General features: G+C 44.2%; 16 protein-coding genes. 12 read left to right on the top strand and 4 right to left on the bottom strand.

Annotation, left to right across the window (positions count from 1 at the left end; genetic code table 11):
* Positions 1 to 9: 9 nt before the first annotated feature.
* A complete protein-coding gene (serB, locus tag NBH15_RS21800; protein WP_044246285.1) occupies positions 10 to 1,236 on the bottom strand; it encodes a phosphoserine phosphatase SerB in 1,227 nt (408 codons plus the stop codon).
* Between the two features lie 155 nt (positions 1,237 to 1,391).
* Here serB and NBH15_RS21795 point away from each other — a divergent pair, with 155 nt between their 5' ends.
* The 3 genes from NBH15_RS21795 (at position 1,392) to NBH15_RS21785 (ending at position 5,244) form a co-directional block, all read left to right on the top strand.
* Positions 1,392 to 1,916, top strand: coding sequence for a hypothetical protein (locus NBH15_RS21795; RefSeq protein ID WP_128133364.1), 525 nt, complete (start codon positions 1,392 to 1,394; stop codon positions 1,914 to 1,916).
* Positions 1,917 to 2,333: 417 nt separating this feature from the next.
* Entirely contained in the window at positions 2,334 to 2,834 is a 501-nt protein-coding gene (locus NBH15_RS21790; RefSeq protein ID WP_250823538.1) for a thioredoxin domain-containing protein, read from the top strand.
* Positions 2,835 to 2,940: 106 nt separating this feature from the next.
* A complete protein-coding gene (locus NBH15_RS21785; RefSeq protein ID WP_244051042.1) occupies positions 2,941 to 5,244 on the top strand; it encodes a family 20 glycosylhydrolase in 2,304 nt (767 codons plus the stop codon).
* A gap of 87 nt (positions 5,245 to 5,331) precedes the next feature.
* Here the strand turns inward: NBH15_RS21785 and NBH15_RS21780 are convergent, their stop codons facing one another.
* The gene (locus tag NBH15_RS21780) at positions 5,332 to 6,705 is read right to left on the bottom strand and encodes an aminopeptidase P family protein (RefSeq protein ID WP_250823537.1); all 1,374 of its coding nucleotides are present in this window, start codon (positions 6,703 to 6,705) and stop codon (positions 5,332 to 5,334) included.
* 196 nt (positions 6,706 to 6,901) lie between these two features.
* On the opposite strand from NBH15_RS21780, the gene NBH15_RS21775 reads away from it, so the two are divergent.
* The 6 genes from NBH15_RS21775 to NBH15_RS21750 all read left to right on the top strand — a co-directional run bounded on the left by NBH15_RS21775 (position 6,902) and on the right by NBH15_RS21750 (position 10,809).
* Positions 6,902 to 7,246, top strand: a complete 345-nt coding sequence (locus NBH15_RS21775) for a hypothetical protein (RefSeq protein WP_007656807.1) — start codon at positions 6,902 to 6,904, stop codon at positions 7,244 to 7,246.
* Positions 7,247 to 7,260: 14 nt separating this feature from the next.
* On the top strand, positions 7,261 to 7,683 hold the full coding sequence (locus NBH15_RS21770; RefSeq protein ID WP_007656804.1) for an ATP-binding protein: 423 nt from the start codon (positions 7,261 to 7,263) through the stop codon (positions 7,681 to 7,683).
* A 6-nt stretch (positions 7,684 to 7,689) separates the two neighbouring features.
* Positions 7,690 to 9,069, top strand: a complete 1,380-nt coding sequence (locus tag NBH15_RS21765) for a [Fe-Fe] hydrogenase large subunit C-terminal domain-containing protein (RefSeq protein WP_250823536.1) — start codon at positions 7,690 to 7,692, stop codon at positions 9,067 to 9,069.
* Positions 9,056 to 9,394, top strand: coding sequence for a DRTGG domain-containing protein (locus NBH15_RS21760; RefSeq protein ID WP_007656800.1), 339 nt, complete (start codon positions 9,056 to 9,058; stop codon positions 9,392 to 9,394). The genes NBH15_RS21765 and NBH15_RS21760 overlap by 14 nt, the downstream gene beginning before the upstream one ends.
* A complete protein-coding gene (locus NBH15_RS21755) occupies positions 9,391 to 10,134 on the top strand; it encodes a PHP domain-containing protein (protein ID WP_244051044.1) in 744 nt (247 codons plus the stop codon). The genes NBH15_RS21760 and NBH15_RS21755 overlap by 4 nt, the downstream gene beginning before the upstream one ends.
* A 150-nt stretch (positions 10,135 to 10,284) precedes the next feature.
* Complete coding sequence (locus tag NBH15_RS21750) at positions 10,285 to 10,809, top strand: ATP-binding protein (RefSeq protein ID WP_244051045.1); 525 nt, start codon at positions 10,285 to 10,287, stop codon at positions 10,807 to 10,809.
* A 1-nt stretch (position 10,810) separates the two neighbouring features.
* On the opposite strand, the gene NBH15_RS21745 is transcribed toward NBH15_RS21750, so the two are convergent.
* Together NBH15_RS21745 and rlmD are read right to left on the bottom strand one after the other, a co-directional pair.
* On the bottom strand, positions 10,811 to 12,205 hold the full coding sequence (locus tag NBH15_RS21745) for an MltF family protein (RefSeq protein WP_244051046.1): 1,395 nt from the start codon (positions 12,203 to 12,205) through the stop codon (positions 10,811 to 10,813).
* Between the two features lie 11 nt (positions 12,206 to 12,216).
* Entirely contained in the window at positions 12,217 to 13,632 is a 1,416-nt protein-coding gene (gene rlmD, locus NBH15_RS21740) for a 23S rRNA (uracil(1939)-C(5))-methyltransferase RlmD (protein WP_244051047.1), read from the bottom strand.
* Positions 13,633 to 13,825: 193 nt separating this feature from the next.
* On the opposite strand from rlmD, the gene ppdK reads away from it, so the two are divergent.
* From ppdK to NBH15_RS21725, 3 genes are all read left to right on the top strand, one after another.
* Positions 13,826 to 16,546 (top strand): pyruvate, phosphate dikinase, encoded by a 2,721-nt coding sequence (gene ppdK, locus NBH15_RS21735; RefSeq protein WP_244051048.1) that lies wholly within the window; start codon positions 13,826 to 13,828, stop codon positions 16,544 to 16,546.
* A gap of 167 nt (positions 16,547 to 16,713) precedes the next feature.
* Positions 16,714 to 16,938 (top strand): hypothetical protein, encoded by a 225-nt coding sequence (locus tag NBH15_RS21730; RefSeq protein ID WP_244051049.1) that lies wholly within the window; start codon positions 16,714 to 16,716, stop codon positions 16,936 to 16,938.
* Between the two features lie 157 nt (positions 16,939 to 17,095).
* Positions 17,096 to 17,977, top strand: a complete 882-nt coding sequence (locus NBH15_RS21725; protein ID WP_250823535.1) for a fimbrillin family protein — start codon at positions 17,096 to 17,098, stop codon at positions 17,975 to 17,977.
* Positions 17,978 to 18,056 lie beyond the last annotated feature (79 nt).

Below are 18,056 nucleotides of genomic sequence, written 5' to 3'. Positions count from 1 at the left end.
TTTAATTAATTACATTTGTTCGTCCAAATAGGAATCTTTGTATCCCAGGAAATATAAAATACCATCCAGACCGATCGTGGAGATGGACTGCTTGGCTGTTTCTTTTACTTTTGGTTTGGCATGGAAAGCGATACCTAACCCGGCAATACTGATCATCGGCAGGTCGTTTGCTCCGTCACCAACAGCTACGGTCTGACGGATATCGACGTTCTCAACTTGAGCGATCAGGCGGAGTAGTTCTGCTTTCCGCTTGCCATCTACGATATCTCCGACGTAACGCCCTGTCAGCTTTCCGTCTTCAACCTCAAGCTCATTGGCATATACATAATCAATATTGTATTTCTGTTTCAAGTAGTTACCGAAATAAGTGAATCCACCAGAGAGGATAGCGATCTTGAAACCTACCTTTTTGAGGATACGCATCAAACGGTCGACACCTTCCGTAATGGGCAAGTTTTCGGCAATCTCTTGCATAACAGAGACATCCAATCCTTTTAATAAGGCACAACGTTGGCGGAAGCTCTCGCTGAAATCAATTTCTCCCCGCATGGCCGATTCGGTAATCGCTTTGACCTGATCGCCGACACCGGCACGAACAGCCAACTCATCGATTACTTCAGTTTCAATAAGAGTTGAGTCCATATCGAAACAGATAAGGCGACGCATACGGCGATACATGCTGTCTTCCTGAAAAGAAATATCCATTACCTGTTCGGCCGAGAGCTTCATGAACTCTGCTTTCATCAACTCTTTGTCGCGAGGAGTCCCACGCACAGAGAATTCGACGCTGGCTTTGGGGGTACGGGCATCTTCATCCAAAGGAATACGGCCGGTCAGACGTTTGATGTCATCTATATTCATTCCCTGTTCGGCAACGACACGGGTTACGCCCGCTATCTGTCTGGCAGTTAACTTTCTTCCCAGAATAGTGATGATATAACGGTTCTTTCCCTGCATATCAACCCATTTCCTGTATTTTTGCTCCGTGATCGGATTAAAACGGATATTTACATCCAGCTCATAGCTTTTAAAAAGTAACTCTTTCAGGATATCTCCAGAATTGCCTTCGCAACTCTGGAAAAGAATTCCTAGTGATAAGTTGTCATGGATATCAGCCTGGCCGATATCGAGAATCACCGCATTATTCTTTGCCAGTATCTCTGTCAGGGCGGCAGTGACCCCCGGACGGTCGGCTCCGTTTATATTTATCAGTATAATTTCGTCTTTTTGTCCCATGTTTTTTGTTTTATAAGGCAAAGGTAAATAAGTTATATGCAAATAATGGCATTTAGATAAACAAAAATTCAAATGAAATTGTTATTTTTACAGAGACGTTATATTTAATTTAGAACCTGGCAACCTTAATAAGTCCTGACTGGCAGGCAAATGAGATGAAGATTCAGTTTGAAATTAAGGAAAAGCTGCCTGAGATTATTGCCGAAGTACGGCATTCAGACAAATGGCAAACAACAGTAGTGGAAAAAACGCATGGCCTGGAGAGGGTTACTATCAAAGACCCTAATTATGATTCAGAAGCTTGTATCGAGATCTGGGAACATGAGATTCACGTCCGTACGGCATGGTCAAATTACACCTACCGTGTTTTTAAACGGGGTGATTCTTGCTGGTGCGAGTATATCGGAGCCTACAGAGGACTGCTGGAGCAGACCTTACTCCCAACATTGACTCCTAAAATGAACATTCTTGATTCGGTAGTTATTGAAAGTTCGTTGACAGGTAATAAAAAAGAAACGTTGCGAACCTACAGTTCGGAAAACCTCAAACTGAAGAACTTCCGTCGCGATAATTTCAAAGAAGAGTATAACAGAACATCATTACAGGACCATCCAACAATTGTTTATGATGAATATATCAAGGAAGGGATGCCGATGCCTTCGCCGTATGATGATAAGTAAAATAAAAAAGCCCGGTTTCAAGCCGGGTTTTTTATTTTCGGATTCTCTTTACCGGAAAGCAGTTGAATTAGGTTTAATTTGAAGAAAGGTGAAAGATTATTCGTATTTATCCCTGTTCCAAATCCTAAATTTATGTTATAAAGCAACCGTTTTAGTGGATTTTCATGCGATAAAACATATAAAAAATCTTGCTTTTTAGTCGATTTATGTTATATCGTTTGGAGGTAAAGGTATTTTGCGCTTATCTTTGCCAGCGTTAAGAACAAGAAAGTAGCTCCTTAGCGAAGGAGAAACGCTTGTTTACTTCCTGAAAATCAGGAGTCGGACATAAAGGATGGCAGACGAAAACCGCCCGCAGACCGGTAAGTAAGCTGTTGGAGAGTCTCGTCCGATTAAGTTTAACGTAAATAATAAATTATGAAGGTAAGAGCTTATGTTCTCATTGTAACGGTTGCGTTGGCAACAATGTCATCCGGTACAAAAGAAGCAAGACCTACCGTGGGTACTAATCCTGGTGATCTGGCTCCGAGAATAGAGTCTTTGGGAGGCGAAAGTGATTTCAGTTTCCAAAATCATTCCGGACGTTACACGTTGCTGAATTTCTGGGCAGCTTACGATGCTGAATCGCGGGTCCGTAACGTTCAATTATGGAATGAAGTAAACAAACTGAGTTCAGACAAAATTGCCATGTATTCTGTTTCTCTCGACGAGAAAGAATCAATCTTTACCGAGACGGTAAAGGCAGACAAGCTTAGCGGCACAAAGCAATTTCATGAAGGACTCGGTAAAAAGTCAGCGTTGTATGGAAAGTTTAACCTACAGAAAGGTTTGAAGAACTTCCTGATTGACGACAAAGGAGTTATTATTGCAGCAAATGTTACTCCGGATAAACTGACTGACATTTTGAATAGAATTTAATCAGTAGATTATTATTTTAAAAAAGAGTTGTTCCGCCCAACGAGGAACAGCTCTTTTTTTGTATTTTTGTTTTCTAATTTATTACCAAACAAATAAACACATTAAAATGTACAGACAGTTTATCGCAGCATGTTCCCTGACCGGAGCTTTAATGCTGAGTTCATGTTCACCCACGACCCCTGTGGCACATGATGTTTCTATTATTCCTATTCCCAAAGAGATTAAGAATGCCAATGGGCAGTTTACTTTGAAAGATGGCATGACAATCGGTGTTGCCGATAAGCAGTTACTGCCGGCTGCAAACTATCTTTCCGGCCTTTTATCCCGTTCAACCGGTTATATATATAATGTACGCGAGGGAGACGGTGATATATCTTTGGCTGTAAGTGATATTGCCGGTCAAAATGAAGGTGCCTATTCTTTGGACGTTACTTCCGGTAAAGTTCAGATCAAGGGAAATACCTACGGAGGTGTTATTTCCGGTATTGAATCTCTTCGCCAGCTTTTGCCGGCAGAGATAGAGTCGCCGGCAGTGGTAAAGGATATTAATTGGAGTGTTCCGGCTGTTCAGATCACTGATGTACCCCGTTTCGGTTGGAGAGGGTTGATGCTGGATGTTTCCCGTCATTTCTCTACTAAGGAAGAAGTGAAGGAACTGTTGGATATGATGGCTCTTTACAAACTGAACAAATTCCACTGGCATCTGACCGACGACCAGGGATGGCGTATCGAAATAAAGAAATACCCGTTGCTGATAGAGAAAGGGGCTTGGCGTACCTTTAACAATCATGACCGGGAGTGTATGAGATTAGCAAAAGAGCAGGATAATCCCGATTATGAAATTCCGGCTGAAAAGTTACGTATCACTCAGGGCGATACTTTGTATGGTGGTTTCTATACTCAGCAAGATATTAAAGAAATCGTTGAATATGCCGGTGTACGTGGTATTGATGTAATTCCGGAAATAGATATGCCGGGGCATATGCTGGCTGCGGTAAGTAATTATTCAGGTGTTTCTTGTTTTAATCAGACAGGGTGGGGAACGACTTTTTCTTCTCCGGTTTGTCCGGGTAAAGACTCGGCTCTTGAGTTCTGCAAAAACGTTTATAGCGAAATCATTCCGCTCTTCCCTTATAAATATATCCATTTGGGAGCCGATGAAGTAGAAAAAACGAACTGGAAGAAATGTCCGGATTGCCAGAAACGGATGAAAGATAACGGGCTGAAGACAGAAGAAGAGTTGCAGTCCTGGTTTGTTCATAACATGGAGAAGTTCTTTAACGATAACGGAAAAGAAATGATCGGCTGGGATGAAATTCTGGAAGGCGGCTTGTCTCCGACGGCAACAATCATGTGGTGGCGTACCTGGAGTCCGAACGCAGTTCCTGACGCAACGGCACAAGGCAACCATGCAATCATGACTCCGAATGCTAATTTCTATTTTGACTATCAGCAGGATAAAAATTCATTGTCCGGTGTATATAATTACAATCCGATGCTTGAATCGTTGAATGATGCACAGAAAGCATTGATTTTGGGTATGCAGGCAAATCTCTGGTGCGAATATATCCCATCTCGTGAACGGATACAATATATGATTATGCCCCGTATGATGGCATTGGCTGAATTGGCCTGGAGCGATCCTTCCGTAAAAAGCTGGGATGGATTTAAAGAAAGACTGGTTAAGCAATTCCCACGCTTGAATATCATGAACGTAAATTACCGTATGCCGGATTTGGAAGGATTCAATAACACAAATGCATTTATCGGTGAAGGTACAGCGGCAATTACTTGTCTTGACCCAAGTGTTGAAATCCATTATACAACGGATGGCAGTATCCCGACTTTGGAATCGCCTCAGTATAACAGTCCGATCAAGATAACGGAAACGACAGACTTCACTTTCCGCTCTTTCCGTCCGAATGGTAAGAAAGGTGATATCGTGAAGACGCGTTACGTTAAGAGTGAATATGCTCCAGCTGCGGATGCTACACCTTCCAAGAAAGGTTTGCAGGCTGTATGGCATGAGTTTAAAGGCAATAAATGTGCCGATATTGATAATGCTCCGGTAAACGGTACGTATGAAATATCTGAAGTGACTATCCCGAAAGAAGTGAAAGGTAATATCGGTTTGGTCGTTACAGGATATTTCAATGCTCCGGAAGATGGTATTTATACTTTCAATCTGTTGTCTGACGATGGCAGTACATTAAAGATTGGCGGAGAATTGGTTGTTGACAATGACGGTCCTCATTCACCCCGTGAAGTAACCGGACAGAAAGCATTGGCAAAGGGGCTTCATCCGATCGAAGTTAAGTATTTCGACCATAATGGCGGTATGCTTCAGCTAAAGGTTTTGACGGCTGATGGCAAAGAACTGCCGGTTAATGCAGATATGTTTGCTTATTGATCAGGTAAACGACTAGAAATATAAACGCCCCGTAAAGATTTGAGATGCTTTACGGGACGTTTTGTTTTATATTCAACTATTTCTTATTTACCGCAGTGCTTCCACTTCTTCCGTGTGCAAAGGAATCTTTTTTCCTAACAGACGGGCACCGTCTTCTGTAATCAGATAATCTTCTTCGTTGCGGATACCGCTGAAGTCTTTGTAAGTTACCAGCTTTTCATAATTGATAAATTCGGTGAACTTATTTTGACTTCTCCAAAGATCCATCAATTCAGGGATAAAGTAGACACCCGGTTCGATAGTAAGAACGAATCCCGGTTCCAGTTTACGTCCCAGGCGGAGAGACTTACGGCCGAACTCAGTACTCTTCGGTTGTCCGTCGTATCCCACATATACTTCACCCAGGTTTTCCATATCATGTACATCCAATCCCATCATGTGTCCCAGGCCACAAGGCATGAACATTGCATGAGCTCCGGCCTTTACAGCTTCCATCGGATCGCCTTTGACAAAACCAAGATCCTTCAAACCTTCCATAATGACTTTGCAGGATAGTTCGTACACATCGACGAAAGGAATACCCGGACGCAACGCCGCAACAGCCGCTTCGTGAGCCGCTACCTGAATATCATAAATATCTTTCTGGCGAGTCGTGAATTTAGAATCAGCCGGAATGGTAGAAGACATATCACCCGCATATCCCATTTCCGTTTCCGCACCGGCATCGAGCAGCAGCATATCACCACTCTTAATCATATTGCTATGATCATGGTTATGCAGCGTCTGCCCGTTGATCGTTGCGATAATGGGGAAGGAGAGTTGATAGTCATTCGCATAAGCCACTTCAACCACGGCAGCAGCCACTTCGCTCTCACGGATTCCCGGACGTACGGTACGCATGGCAGTCAGATGCATGTCGGCAGTAACCACACAAGCCTTTTCGATTTCGACAATCTCTTCCGCAGTCTTATAATTACGCTGATTTACTACACCGAAGATGAAAGGCACCGAAGGTTGTTCCGTTCCCGGCACGATACCCAGCCATTGGAACAGTTTGATCTGATGTTCCGCACGGTAAGTCGGCAGGTAATGGATACGCTGGCTTTTCTGTTGTGCTGCTTTCAGATACGATTCAATTTCTTTGAAAGGGCGAACTTCGGTGATACCGGCTGCTTCGCTCTTCTCCTTCAGTGTCGGCTGAGTTCCCATCCATACGATTGCATCGATCGTCAGTTCGTCACCGAAAATGATTTCTTTATTATTGTCAATATCAATAATGGCGGAGAGACCGGCATAAGGAAGCCCGAAGAAATACAGGAACGTGGAATCCTGGCGGAAGTGATAGGTGTTGTCTGCATAATTCATTCCCGACTCATCGTTTCCGAGGAAAAGCAACAGGCCTGAACCTATTGTCTGTTTTAGTTTGGCCCGGCGGCCCATATAGGTTTCTTTACTAAACATAAGAATAGAATTTTATTTATTGCTACCAAAGATAATGCAAGCCGAGAACAGAATAAAATGAACGAGTTCATTTTTTATGTCGAGGCGCAGTTTATCTTCGTTTTGGAACAAAGATAGTAATTAATATAGACTAACGGACATCTATTAAAAAATATTTCTTACATTGGCATCACGAAATTAAACCTTGCATGCGATTATGAAGATTCAGCAAATACAAGAACTTACCGATGCGACCGTGGCGTGTGGAAACGATAAGCTGGGCCATGAAGTACAATGTGCTTTTGCCAGCGACCTGATGAGCGACGTTCTGACATTGTGCTGTGATGAAATGATTCTCATTACCGGACTTTGCAATCTGCAAACGATCCGTACAGCCGAAATGGCCGATGTCGATTGTATCCTTTTCGTCCGTGGCAAGAAAGCTACGCCGGAGATGTTGCAACTTGCGTCCGAGAATAATATGATCTTGCTTGAAACCTGTCATTCCATGTATCATGTGGCTGGCGAGTTGTATTGCAGCGGTCTTGTGCCGGTCTATTAAAGAAAGGAGAGGATATGCAGCTAACGTTTGAATTGGAAGGAGGAAACTTCTCGAAGGCCGGATATGCTTCCAGCCAGATAAAGAAGATACTGAAACAGTTATCGATCGATTCCCGTGTCATCAAGAGAGTGGTCGTGGCGCTTTATGAAGCGGAAGTGAACGTTGTTGCCCATGCCTGGCGCGGAAAAGTGGCGGCAGAACTGGATGCGGATAAGATTACGCTGACATTGAAAGATGAAGGTCCCGGTATTCCGGATATTCCGCAAGCCATGCAGGAAGGCTTTTCCACGGCTTCGCCGGCTGTGCGTGAAATGGGGTTTGGGGCAGGAATGGGATTGCCCAATATGAAAAAGAATGTAGACGAATTAACTATAGAGAGCGAGGTAGGCGTAGGAACAATCGTACGCATGGTTACCTGGTTCAGAAAGAAGGAGTAGAAGACCATGGAAGATACTAAATTTTATCATGCCCTGAAAATCGACAAGGAGCGCTGCATAGGTTGTACACATTGTATGACGAAATGCCCGACTCGTGCTGTCCGTATCCGGGATGGGAAAGCCGTGATTCGCAAAGACTGGTGCGTCGATTGCGGGGAATGTCTGAAAGCATGTCCGACAGAAGCCATTTATGTGGAGCAGGACGACTTCCAGAAGATATTCGACTACGAATGCCGCGTGGCGCTTGTTCCCACCGTTTTCATCGGACAGTTTTCCAAATATACGACGGAAGAAGAAATATTCAGCGCCTTGTATGAGTTGGGATTCACCCATGTCTACCAGGTTGAGTTTACGGCTGATATGATTCATCGCGAGATGCTCCGGCAGATGGAACAGGCCGAAGAAAAGCCGGTGATCAGTTCTTTTTGTCCGGCGATTGTGCGTCTGATACAAATTCGCTTCCCTGCTTTGGTCGATAATATCCTGCTGGTGAAAAGTCCGGTGAATGCAACTGCTACCTATTACCATCAGGTATTGACGGAGGAAGGTCATTCCCCGGATCAGATCGGCCTCTTTTATGTCACTCCCTGTGCTGCCAAGATTGCGGCCTTGAAGAGTGCTGACGGATATTCGTCCACCATTAACGGCGTGATCAATATGGATACCCTATATAATAAGGTATACCATATCCTGCAAAACCGACCGAAAGGATATAAGCCGGATTGCGTGCTTCCGCCCGCCCTGACAAAGAAAGAAATGCGATGGAGCCAGACGGGAGGGGAGGCCAAACACTTCTCTGGCCGTTGCCTGGCCATCGACGAAATACATAATGTGATCGATTTCCTGGAACGTATGGAAACGACAACGGAGGTCCGTAATGTGGACTTTCTGGAACTCCGTGCTTGTGACCGCAGTTGTGCCGGAGGCGTATTGGCTGTTGCGAACCGCTTCCTTACGGCCGAACGGATCATGAAGCGTTCGATGAAACGTGACAAAGCGCCGCTCATTTATGCCTCCGAACGATTGGGAGCTTTGGCTTATTTGAAGCAGCACATCACAATCCGTCCGCACCAACCCAACCCGAAGCTGCTCTATGACGGTTCTATCGAAGAAGTCCTGAAAAAGATGGAACAGGTGCGTCGTCTGATGTGTTATCTGCCGGGAATCGACTGTGGCGCTTGTGGAAACCCTAATTGCCAAAGTCTGGCAGAAGATATCGTCCGTCACGAAGCCCAGTTCAGTGACTGCATTTTCATGCAGCGTAATATGGAGAAGCATGGCAAACTGGATCAGGAACATGCCTTCCGCCTCGTCGAAAAGACCTGGGGAAAAGATCGTTTAAATAAAGACTGTTATAAGAAAGGAGCTAAATATGAAGGTCAGTGATCTTGTAAAAGAATTGAATCTTACCGTTTTTTGCGGAGAAGAGAATCTGGATACGGTAATCAAAGGTGGCTATACCAGCGATCTGTTGAGTGATGTAATGGGACATATGGAAGAGGGTATGTTGTGGATCACCATGCAAACCCATCAGAACATTGTTGCCGTTTCCACGCTGAAGGATGCTGCCGCCGTCTTGATTGTCAATGGTGCTTCGCCGGATGAAGAAACATTGCAAAAGGGGAAGGACGAGGATATTCCTTTGTTGGGAACATCTCTTTCTGCTTTTGTTATCAGTGGAAAAGTGTATCAACTGTTACAGAACGGATGAACCTCTACCGGGCCGATCTGCATATTCATACCTGCCTTTCGCCTTGCGGAAGCCTGGATATGAGTCCCACGGTCATTGTCGAAACGGCACTTGCCCGCGGATTGGATATCATTGCCATAACCGATCATAACACGACCCTGCAATGTCCTGAAGTACAATCGTTGGGAGTCGAAGCCGGATTGACTGTCTTTGCCGGAGCCGAAGTCTGTACCCGTGAGGAAGCACATTGCATTGCCCTTTTCGGAAGTGATGAAGCCCGTGCCGTTTTCCAGCAATATCTGGAGAAACATCTACCGCCTGTTCCCAATGATCCCGACCGTTTCGGCGACCAGGTCTGGGTAAACCGTAAAGAAGAGATAATGGGAGAGACCCCGTACTTGTTGCTTTCCGCACTCGATCAGAACGTCAATCAGGTGGCTGCATTTGTAAAGGAACTGGGCGGTCTTTTTGTTGCTGCACATGTGGAACGGCCTTCTTTCAGCCTGATCAGCCAGTTGGGATTTATTGATCCGTCATTATCGCTGGATGCAATAGAATATACGGATGCTTCCCGTTTCGCCCGGCTTTTGTCGGAGCAGAAGTATTTATCGAACTACACATCCTATCCGGCTTCCGATGCCCATTATCCGGAACAAATCGGGACTAAGCCCTGTTTGATACGGGCTGCTGCACCTTTATTCGAAAACATCAGGATGGCTTACGCCAAAAGTCAGGAACATTTAGTCTTTTCCTCCGCATAATTAAAATAGGAAGATATACTATACATAAATGTAAGGTATATTCTACATATAAGTAAGGCTATACTTGCCAATATGTAAGGCATACCTTCCTTTTATAAAATAAAGGAGAAAAAAGTTTAATATTCAGCATATCAGGAAATAAATATCAGGATGAATACACTTACATTTCATATTACGGATATAGCATCAAACAGTGTTCGTGCCGGTGCGACTCGTATCTTATTGGATATTGCTATAAATGAGGAGAATACAACCATCCGTATTGCAGACAACGGTTGTGGAATGGATGCAGAGACGATTGCCCGGGTAACGGATCCGTTCTATACGACCCGTACGACCCGAAAGGTAGGTCTGGGAATCCCTTTCCTGATACAAAATGCGGAACAGACCGGAGGTTTTGTCAAGATAAGTTCCCAACCGGGGGCGAGGACGGAGGTTACAGCTTGTTTTATAACCGCTAATATTGATTGTCCTCCCTGGGGAGACCTTCCCGGAACAGTCGCCATGTTGATAAGCGGCAATCCGGAAATCAATGTCTGCTTTTCATATAAAAAGGGAGAACAGCTTTTTGAAGTGAGTACGGAAGAGTTGCTGGCTGTCTTTGAAGACATACCGCTAAGTCATCCGAAGGTAATACTTGCCATAAAGGAGATGATTGCAGAGAATCTGGCGTGATTCAACTATGCTTAGTCTTGCTCTTGTAGTAATTGTAACGCTCTATCACTTCACGCACATAATTGAATGTCTCCGAACCGCGGAGATATCCATGTTTGCAGACAGGGTCGTTATAATATTCGGGATCGCTTTTCAGGCGGATATACTCGGCAACGTTGTCTTCCCAGACGTTCGGGTTCTTTCCATACTTTTCGGCCAGGCGTTGAGCGTCATAGACATGTCCGATGCCGGCATTGTAAGAGGCTAATGTAAACTTTATCTTTTCCAGCGGGTCGGTAATCTCGGAAAAGCCCTGGCGGAATTTACGCAGGCAATCTACACCCGTACGGATTCCGATATCCGGGTCTTTGAGTTCGTGGGGAGTAACACCAAGTGCTTTTGCCGTGTTCGGCATAATGCCCATCAGACCTTCGGCCCCTGCCCAGGATACGACGGAAGGGTTGAAATGGGATTCCTGATAGGAAATGGAGGCAAGCAGCTGCCAATCCCATCCGATGTTTTTGGCATGCCGACGGAACAAATCGTCATAAGGAGAAATATGCCCGTTCTTTACCGGGGGAAGATCTGCCGTTAATGGTTGCTTACCTAGCTCGAAATAACGTTTCACTACTGCTCGATAGACGTGCGAGCCTGATTTATCCGATGCCCATGCATTGATAGCTTCGGCCAGTTGCGGACTGCTCTTACGCACCAGCCAGGAAGAACGCTGCATGAAGCTGATTTTCAGTGAGACATTGATATTCCAGAAATAGGTCTTGTTCAGACGAGCAATATTATCGTCACTGATGGTATAGGGGATTTCACCTTGCGAGACCATCGCTATCAGGTCTTCGGTTGTTACCGTGTCTTTCTTTATATCTTTTATATGGATGCCGCCACCTAATTCTTTATCCAGGTTTTTAAGGCGTTCGTAATACTTTGTATCAGGTTTCACATATACGTCTTTCCCGATTAGTTGGGTGACATCTTTAAGAATCGTATCGCCTTTGTTGGCACGCTGAACCAATACCTGGCTGGTAAACTCTTCCCGTCCGCAGTAGAGATAATTTTCTTTCAGGTTATTGCTTACCTGGATGGGATAGGCAATAACGTCGGCTTCTCCGGCTTCGAGCATTTCAATCAGGCGGGTGGCATTTTCGGCCACTTTGATATTCAGCTTCAGTCCTTCGGAACGGGCAAAGTCTTTTATCAGGTCGTATTCGTAACCCATCGGCTCCATCTTATACTGGAAATAAGACGTGGAACTGTAGAGTGTGACAGCTGTAATTTCGCCCTGTGCCTTCAACTGGGGGAGGTCCATAGACACAAAATCGTCTTCCTTCTGCTCTTGCTTCTTGCCGGAACAGCTACTCAAAAGCAAAGTGATACACAAAAGGGAGACGATTTTCCTATACATTATTATATATGTTACTTTTTCTTCTCTAATAAAACGACATTCTCCACATGATGTGTATGTGGGAACATATCGACCGGACGAACCTTCTTCACGTCGTACTTCACGCTAAGCAGGCTCAAATCGCGGGCCTGTGTTGCCGGGTTACAACTTACATAAACGATACGCTCCGGTTCGGCGAAAAGGATGGTGTTGATTACATCATCGTGCATGCCGGCACGTGGAGGATCAGTAATAATAACATCCGGACGGCCATGTTGGTTTATGAAATCTGCTGTCAGGATATCTTTCATGTCTCCGGCATAGAACAACGTATTGTCAATCTTATTCAAAGCCGAATTAACTTTAGCATCTTCGATTGCTTCCGGTACATATTCGATGCCGATTACTTTCTTAGCCTGGCGGGAAACGAAGTTGGCAATCGTTCCGGTACCGGTATAAAGGTCGTAAACCATTTCATTTCCGGTCAGTCCGGCAAACTCGCGGGCAATCTTATATAAGTTATAAGCCTGTTCGCTATTCGTCTGATAGAACGATTTAGGACCAACCTTGAACTGAAGGCCTTCCATCTCTTCAATGATATGATCTTTACCACGGAACACCAGGACTTCCTGGTCGGTGATCGTGTCGTTGCACTTTTCGTTTATGACATATAATAAGGAAGTGATTTCCGGGAATTGTTCTGCCACATGAGACAGCAGGGCTTCGCGGCGTTCCTTATCTTCATGGTAGAATACGACAACCACCATCAGGTCGCCCGTCGATGCCGTACGTATCATTAATGTACGGATAAAACCTTCCTGATTCCGCAGGTCGAAGAAAGGATATCCTTCGTGTGACAGGCAATATTCCTTGATGCAAAGGCGGATACGGTTGGAAAGATCATTCTGTAACCAACATTTGTGTATATCCAGCACTTTGTCGAACATACCGGGAATATGGAAACCGACCCCGTTCATGCAATCGAAAGTAGCTCCGGATTTTACTTCTTCTTCCGTCAGCCATTTCTTGTTGGAGAATGTGAATTCGAGTTTATTCCGGTAGAAGGTGGTGCGTTCGGAACCCAATATAGGCAAAATCTCTTCCATTTCTATCTTTCCGATGCGGGTGAGATTGTCTATGACCTGCTTGTGCTTGTATTTCAACTGCGCTTCGTAGGGCAGATGTTGCCATTTACAACCGCCGCAAACACCGAAATGTTCGCAAAAAGGAACGGCACGTTCCGGAGAATATTCGTGGAAGTACACTGCTTTACCTTCGGCATAACTGTTCTTTTTACGGGTGAGCTGGATGTCTACTACGTCGCCGGGAGCAACAAAAGGAACAAACACTACTTTCTCATTTACTCGTGCAATCGCTTTACCTTCAGCGGCTACGTCTGTAATTGTTACCTTTTCCAACAAGGGTAACTGCTTCTTATTTCTTGCCAATTTTATCTGAGTTTTAAATTTTTCCCACGCAAATGTACATATTTAGGTAATACGAATAATAAGGAATAGCTATAAAACACATAAAATTATTTAACTTTCCATATCCTTCATACTCTGAAATAGCATATATTTGCAGCATTGCAAAGTAGAGATAGCAAAACTGAAATCTAATAAACATAATACTGTCTGACATATGGAAAGAAAAAGAGTCTACACATTCGGAAATGGAAAAGCCGAAGGAAAAGCAGATATGAGAAATCTGCTGGGTGGTAAAGGTGCAAACCTTGCCGAAATGAATTTGATTGGAGTTCCGGTTCCTCCGGGATTCACTATCACAACAGAAGTTTGCTCGGAATATTATGAACTGGGCCAGGACAAAGTCGTAGAACTACTGAAGTCGGACGTTGAAAAAGCTATTGCTAATGTAGAAACGTTGATGAACTCCAAGTTCGGAGATGTAGAAAACCCGTTGTTGGTTTCTGTCCGTTCTGGAGCACGCGCTTCTATGCCGGGTATGATGGATACTATCCTGAACCTGGGATTGAACGACGAAGTAGTAGAAGGGTTGACACGTAAAACCGGTAACGCTCGTTTTGCATGGGACTCTTATCGCCGTTTTGTACAAATGTACGGTGATGTGGTTCTGGGTATGAAACCGACCAGCAAGGAAGACATCGACCCGTTCGAAGCAATCATCGAAGAGGTGAAAGAAGCCAAAGGGGTGAAGCTGGACAACGAACTGACTGTCGACGACTTAAAGACATTGGTTACAAAGTTCAAAGCCGCAGTAAAGAAACAAACAGGAAGCGACTTCCCGACTTGTGCTTACGAACAGTTGTGGGGTGCTGTCTGTGCCGTATTTAACTCATGGATGAACGAACGTGCTATCCTGTACCGCCAGATGGAAGGTATTCCGGCAGAGTGGGGAACAGCTGTAACTGTTCAGGCTATGGTATTCGGTAATATGGGTGAAACTTCCGCAACCGGTGTATGTTTCTCTCGTGACGCCGGTAACGGTGAAGACTTGTTCAACGGTGAATACCTGATTAATGCACAGGGTGAAGACGTTGTGGCCGGTATCCGTACTCCGCAGCAGATCACTAAAATCGGTTCACAGCGCTGGGCTGAACGCGCCGGTATTCCTGAAGAAGAAAGAGCTGCCAACTATCCTTCAATGGAAGAGGCTATGCCTGAGATCTATAAGGAACTGGATGCTTTGCAGACGAAACTGGAAAATCATTACCGCGACATGCAGGATATGGAATTTACCGTACAGGAAGGTAAACTGTGGTTCCTTCAGACTCGTAACGGTAAACGTACTGGTGCTGCTATGGTAAAGATTGCCATGGATTTGTTGCATCAGGGAATGATTGATGAAAAGACTGCCCTGGCACGTATCGAACCGAATAAACTGGATGAATTGCTTCACCCGGTATTTAATAAGGCTGCGCTGAAGAAGGCTAAAGTATTGGTAAAAGGTTTACCTGCATCTCCGGGTGCTGCTACCGGCCAGATTGTATTCTTTGCCGACGACGCTGCTGAATGGCATGCTGCCGGAAAACAGGTTGTTCTTGTGCGTATCGAAACATCGCCGGAGGACTTGGCCGGTATGGCTGTTGCCGAAGGTATCCTGACAGCTCGCGGAGGTATGACTTCTCATGCTGCCGTTGTTGCCCGTGGTATGGGTAAATGCTGTGTATCGGGAGCCGGTGGTTTGAATATCGATTACAAGAAAAAAACAATCGAAGTAGGAGGTATCACGCTGAAAGAAGGTGACTTCCTGTCTATCAACGGTTCTACCGGAGAAATCTTTGAAGGACAAATCGAAACGCAGGCAGCTGAATTGTCGGATGATTTCGCTGAATTAATGAAGTTGGCCGATAAATATACCAAACTTCAGGTTCGCACAAATGCAGATACTCCTCATGATGCGGAGATTGCCCGTGCATTCGGAGCAAGCGGTATCGGATTATGCCGTACGGAACACATGTTCTTCGAAGGCGAAAAGATCAAAGCAATGCGTGAAATGATCCTGGCGGAAGATGCCGAAGGACGTAAGAATGCATTGAAGAAGATTTTGCCTTATCAGCAAGCAGACTTCAAGGGTATCTTCAAGGCTATGCATGATCTGCCTGTTACCGTTCGTCTGCTCGATCCTCCTTTGCACGAATTTGTTCCTCACGATCAGAAAGGTCAGGAAGAAATGGCTGAAGCAATGGGTATTTCTGTAAAAGAAATTCAGCAGCGTGTTGAATCGCTTTGCGAACATAACCCGATGTTGGGCCACCGTGGTTGCCGTCTGGGTAATACATATCCTGAAATCACTGAAATGCAGACACGCGCTATTTTAGGTGCTGCGTTGGAATTGAAGAAAGAAGGTATTGTGGCTAAACCGGAAATTATGGTTCCGCTGACCGGTATTCTGTATGAATTTAAAGAACAGGAAAAGGTAATCCGTGCTGCTGCTGAAATGTTATTTGCCGAAGTAGGAGACCGTATCGACTTTAAAGTAGGTACAATGATCGAAATTCCTCGTGCAGCTTTGACAGCCGACCGTATCGCTTCTTCTGCTGAGTTCTTCTCATTCGGAACAAACGACTTGACTCAGATGACATTCGGTTATTCCCGTGACGACATCGCTTCCTTCCTGCCGATTTATCTGGAAAAGAAGATCCTGAAGGTAGACCCGTTCCAGGTATTAGACCAGAATGGAGTAGGTCAGCTGGTAAGAATGGCTACGGAAAAAGGACGTGCTATCCGTCCGGATCTGAAATGTGGTATCTGTGGTGAACATGGCGGTGAACCGTCTTCAGTTAAGTTCTGCCACAAAGTAGGTTTGAATTATGTATCATGTTCTCCGTTCCGTGTGCCTATTGCTCGTGTTGCCGCAGCACAGGCCGCTATTGAGGATTGATCTGAAAAAATAATAAATAATGTGATTAAGAAGGGTATTTTCTTTGAATATCCTTCTTAATTCGTTTTAAAATGTACGTATTATTGGTTATTTATTTCTTTATTTTCAAATAATAATTACTTTTGTACTAATGATTTTATATTATCCATTAATGTATAAAGAATTATATGGCACGTACAGTAAATTATTCAAAGAAGATTGGGAAAATTAAAGCTCAGTTGGATGAGCTAGTTAAGGACATTGAAAATGGTTCTAAGAAAGGAGAAGAAGTTGTAGAACAGAAAACAAAGACTAAGATTTCTGATATCGATTTCGAAACTGAGGACCTGGCTACCTTAATGAAAATTCAGACGCGTTTAGTGCGCGCAATTAATGCAAAAATGAAGAGTTAAATCGAATGTAGGTTTTATACCTTCGATAAAAGAGGGATATTCCATCCAATGGAGTATCTCTCTTTTTTTATTAAATGAGATCATATCCGCCACTCATTTGAACCAAAACTGGTTTTAAAATGTATTATATAGACGAATAATTATAAAATGGCTGGTTATGAAAACTAAATTACTCAAAACAACACAATTGCTGGTATTAATCTATGTGATTTTCTTCTTTGCCGGATGCTCCAAAAACACAATAATCCTGGAGGTCGGTGATGAGAATAAACCTTCGGGAGGAAATAATACGGAAGGATCTAACTTGGTGACTTTCAATGCTTCAATTGAAGGTCGTAATTTGATGACACGTGCAATGTCACCCATGAATCAGGGAATAAAAAGCAAAGTATTAGTATTCGAACCCTCTACCCAAAACGGGACAAAAGGAACTCCTTCGGCACAGGGATTATACATCACTTCTGCTCCCGGAGTATTAACCGGAGTGGATGGATATAAAATGTATCTGGGAAACGGTATTTTTGACTTTTATGCAGTATCGGATAATTTTTCTACTATACCGCCTAAATTCTCAGCAGGAAAATCAGAACCTTTATTCAATGGGATCGATTACCTTTGGTGGCATAATCCGAATCTGGATGTGGCAAGTTCACAGATTAATATACCGATTGTCTATTTGCATGCAGCGACACAAGTGGTTATTGAAATATCGGAAGGAGAAAGCATTCAGTTAAACAAATTAATTTCAGCAATGATCACTCCGCCGGAACCGGGAGCAAGCATGGATTTGGCAACGGGAACCATACCTCCGGCAACTACATTCGACAGACCGGACAAAATGGGTATAAATGGTTTTCTGGCTCAGTATATCATGCTCCCGCTGGAAACATCCGAACCGATGTCTTTGACTTTGGAGATAATGGCAAACGGAGAAAGTGCATCACGAATTTACACCGTTGATGTTCCTGTTCCCGACGGTGCATTAAAAGCCGGTAATTCATATTCTTATGTTTTTAGCAAAAATTTTCCGATAAAATAGGAGAATAAAATTCATCCCTTTTGATAACGGCGAACATTCTCGCCACAAGTTTTGCCCGTAAAGCATTGATAATGGTCAT

This window comes from Parabacteroides caeci (genome assembly GCF_023656795.1).
Taxonomy (GTDB): domain Bacteria; phylum Bacteroidota; class Bacteroidia; order Bacteroidales; family Tannerellaceae; genus Parabacteroides; species Parabacteroides segnis.
The sequence above is the reverse complement of the archived record's forward strand: the minus strand, read 5'-3'. Positions and strand labels throughout refer to the sequence as shown.

Excerpts from the sequence above, each read along its gene's own strand:
- NBH15_RS21795 (WP_128133364.1), top strand. The coding sequence starts at position 1,392 with ATGAAGATTCAGTTTGAAATTAAGGAAAAGCTGCCTGAGATTATTGCC.
- NBH15_RS21785 (WP_244051042.1), top strand. The coding sequence starts at position 2,941 with ATGTACAGACAGTTTATCGCAGCATGTTCCCTGACCGGAGCTTTAATG.
- NBH15_RS21750 (WP_244051045.1), top strand. The coding sequence starts at position 10,285 with ATGAATACACTTACATTTCATATTACGGATATAGCATCAAACAGTGTT.
- ppdK (WP_244051048.1), top strand. The coding sequence starts at position 13,826 with ATGGAAAGAAAAAGAGTCTACACATTCGGAAATGGAAAAGCCGAAGGA.
- NBH15_RS21730 (WP_244051049.1), top strand. The coding sequence starts at position 16,714 with ATGGCACGTACAGTAAATTATTCAAAGAAGATTGGGAAAATTAAAGCT.
- NBH15_RS21780 (WP_250823537.1), bottom strand. The coding sequence starts at position 6,705 with ATGTTTAGTAAAGAAACCTATATGGGCCGCCGGGCCAAACTAAAACAG.
- NBH15_RS21760 (WP_007656800.1), top strand. The coding sequence starts at position 9,056 with ATGAAGGTCAGTGATCTTGTAAAAGAATTGAATCTTACCGTTTTTTGC.
- NBH15_RS21745 (WP_244051046.1), bottom strand. The coding sequence starts at position 12,205 with ATGTATAGGAAAATCGTCTCCCTTTTGTGTATCACTTTGCTTTTGAGT.
- NBH15_RS21770 (WP_007656804.1), top strand. The coding sequence starts at position 7,261 with ATGCAGCTAACGTTTGAATTGGAAGGAGGAAACTTCTCGAAGGCCGGA.
- NBH15_RS21755 (WP_244051044.1), top strand. The coding sequence starts at position 9,391 with ATGAACCTCTACCGGGCCGATCTGCATATTCATACCTGCCTTTCGCCT.
- NBH15_RS21725 (WP_250823535.1), top strand. The coding sequence starts at position 17,096 with ATGAAAACTAAATTACTCAAAACAACACAATTGCTGGTATTAATCTAT.
- NBH15_RS21775 (WP_007656807.1), top strand. The coding sequence starts at position 6,902 with ATGAAGATTCAGCAAATACAAGAACTTACCGATGCGACCGTGGCGTGT.
- serB (WP_044246285.1), bottom strand. The coding sequence starts at position 1,236 with ATGGGACAAAAAGACGAAATTATACTGATAAATATAAACGGAGCCGAC.
- NBH15_RS21765 (WP_250823536.1), top strand. The coding sequence starts at position 7,690 with ATGGAAGATACTAAATTTTATCATGCCCTGAAAATCGACAAGGAGCGC.
- NBH15_RS21790 (WP_250823538.1), top strand. The coding sequence starts at position 2,334 with ATGAAGGTAAGAGCTTATGTTCTCATTGTAACGGTTGCGTTGGCAACA.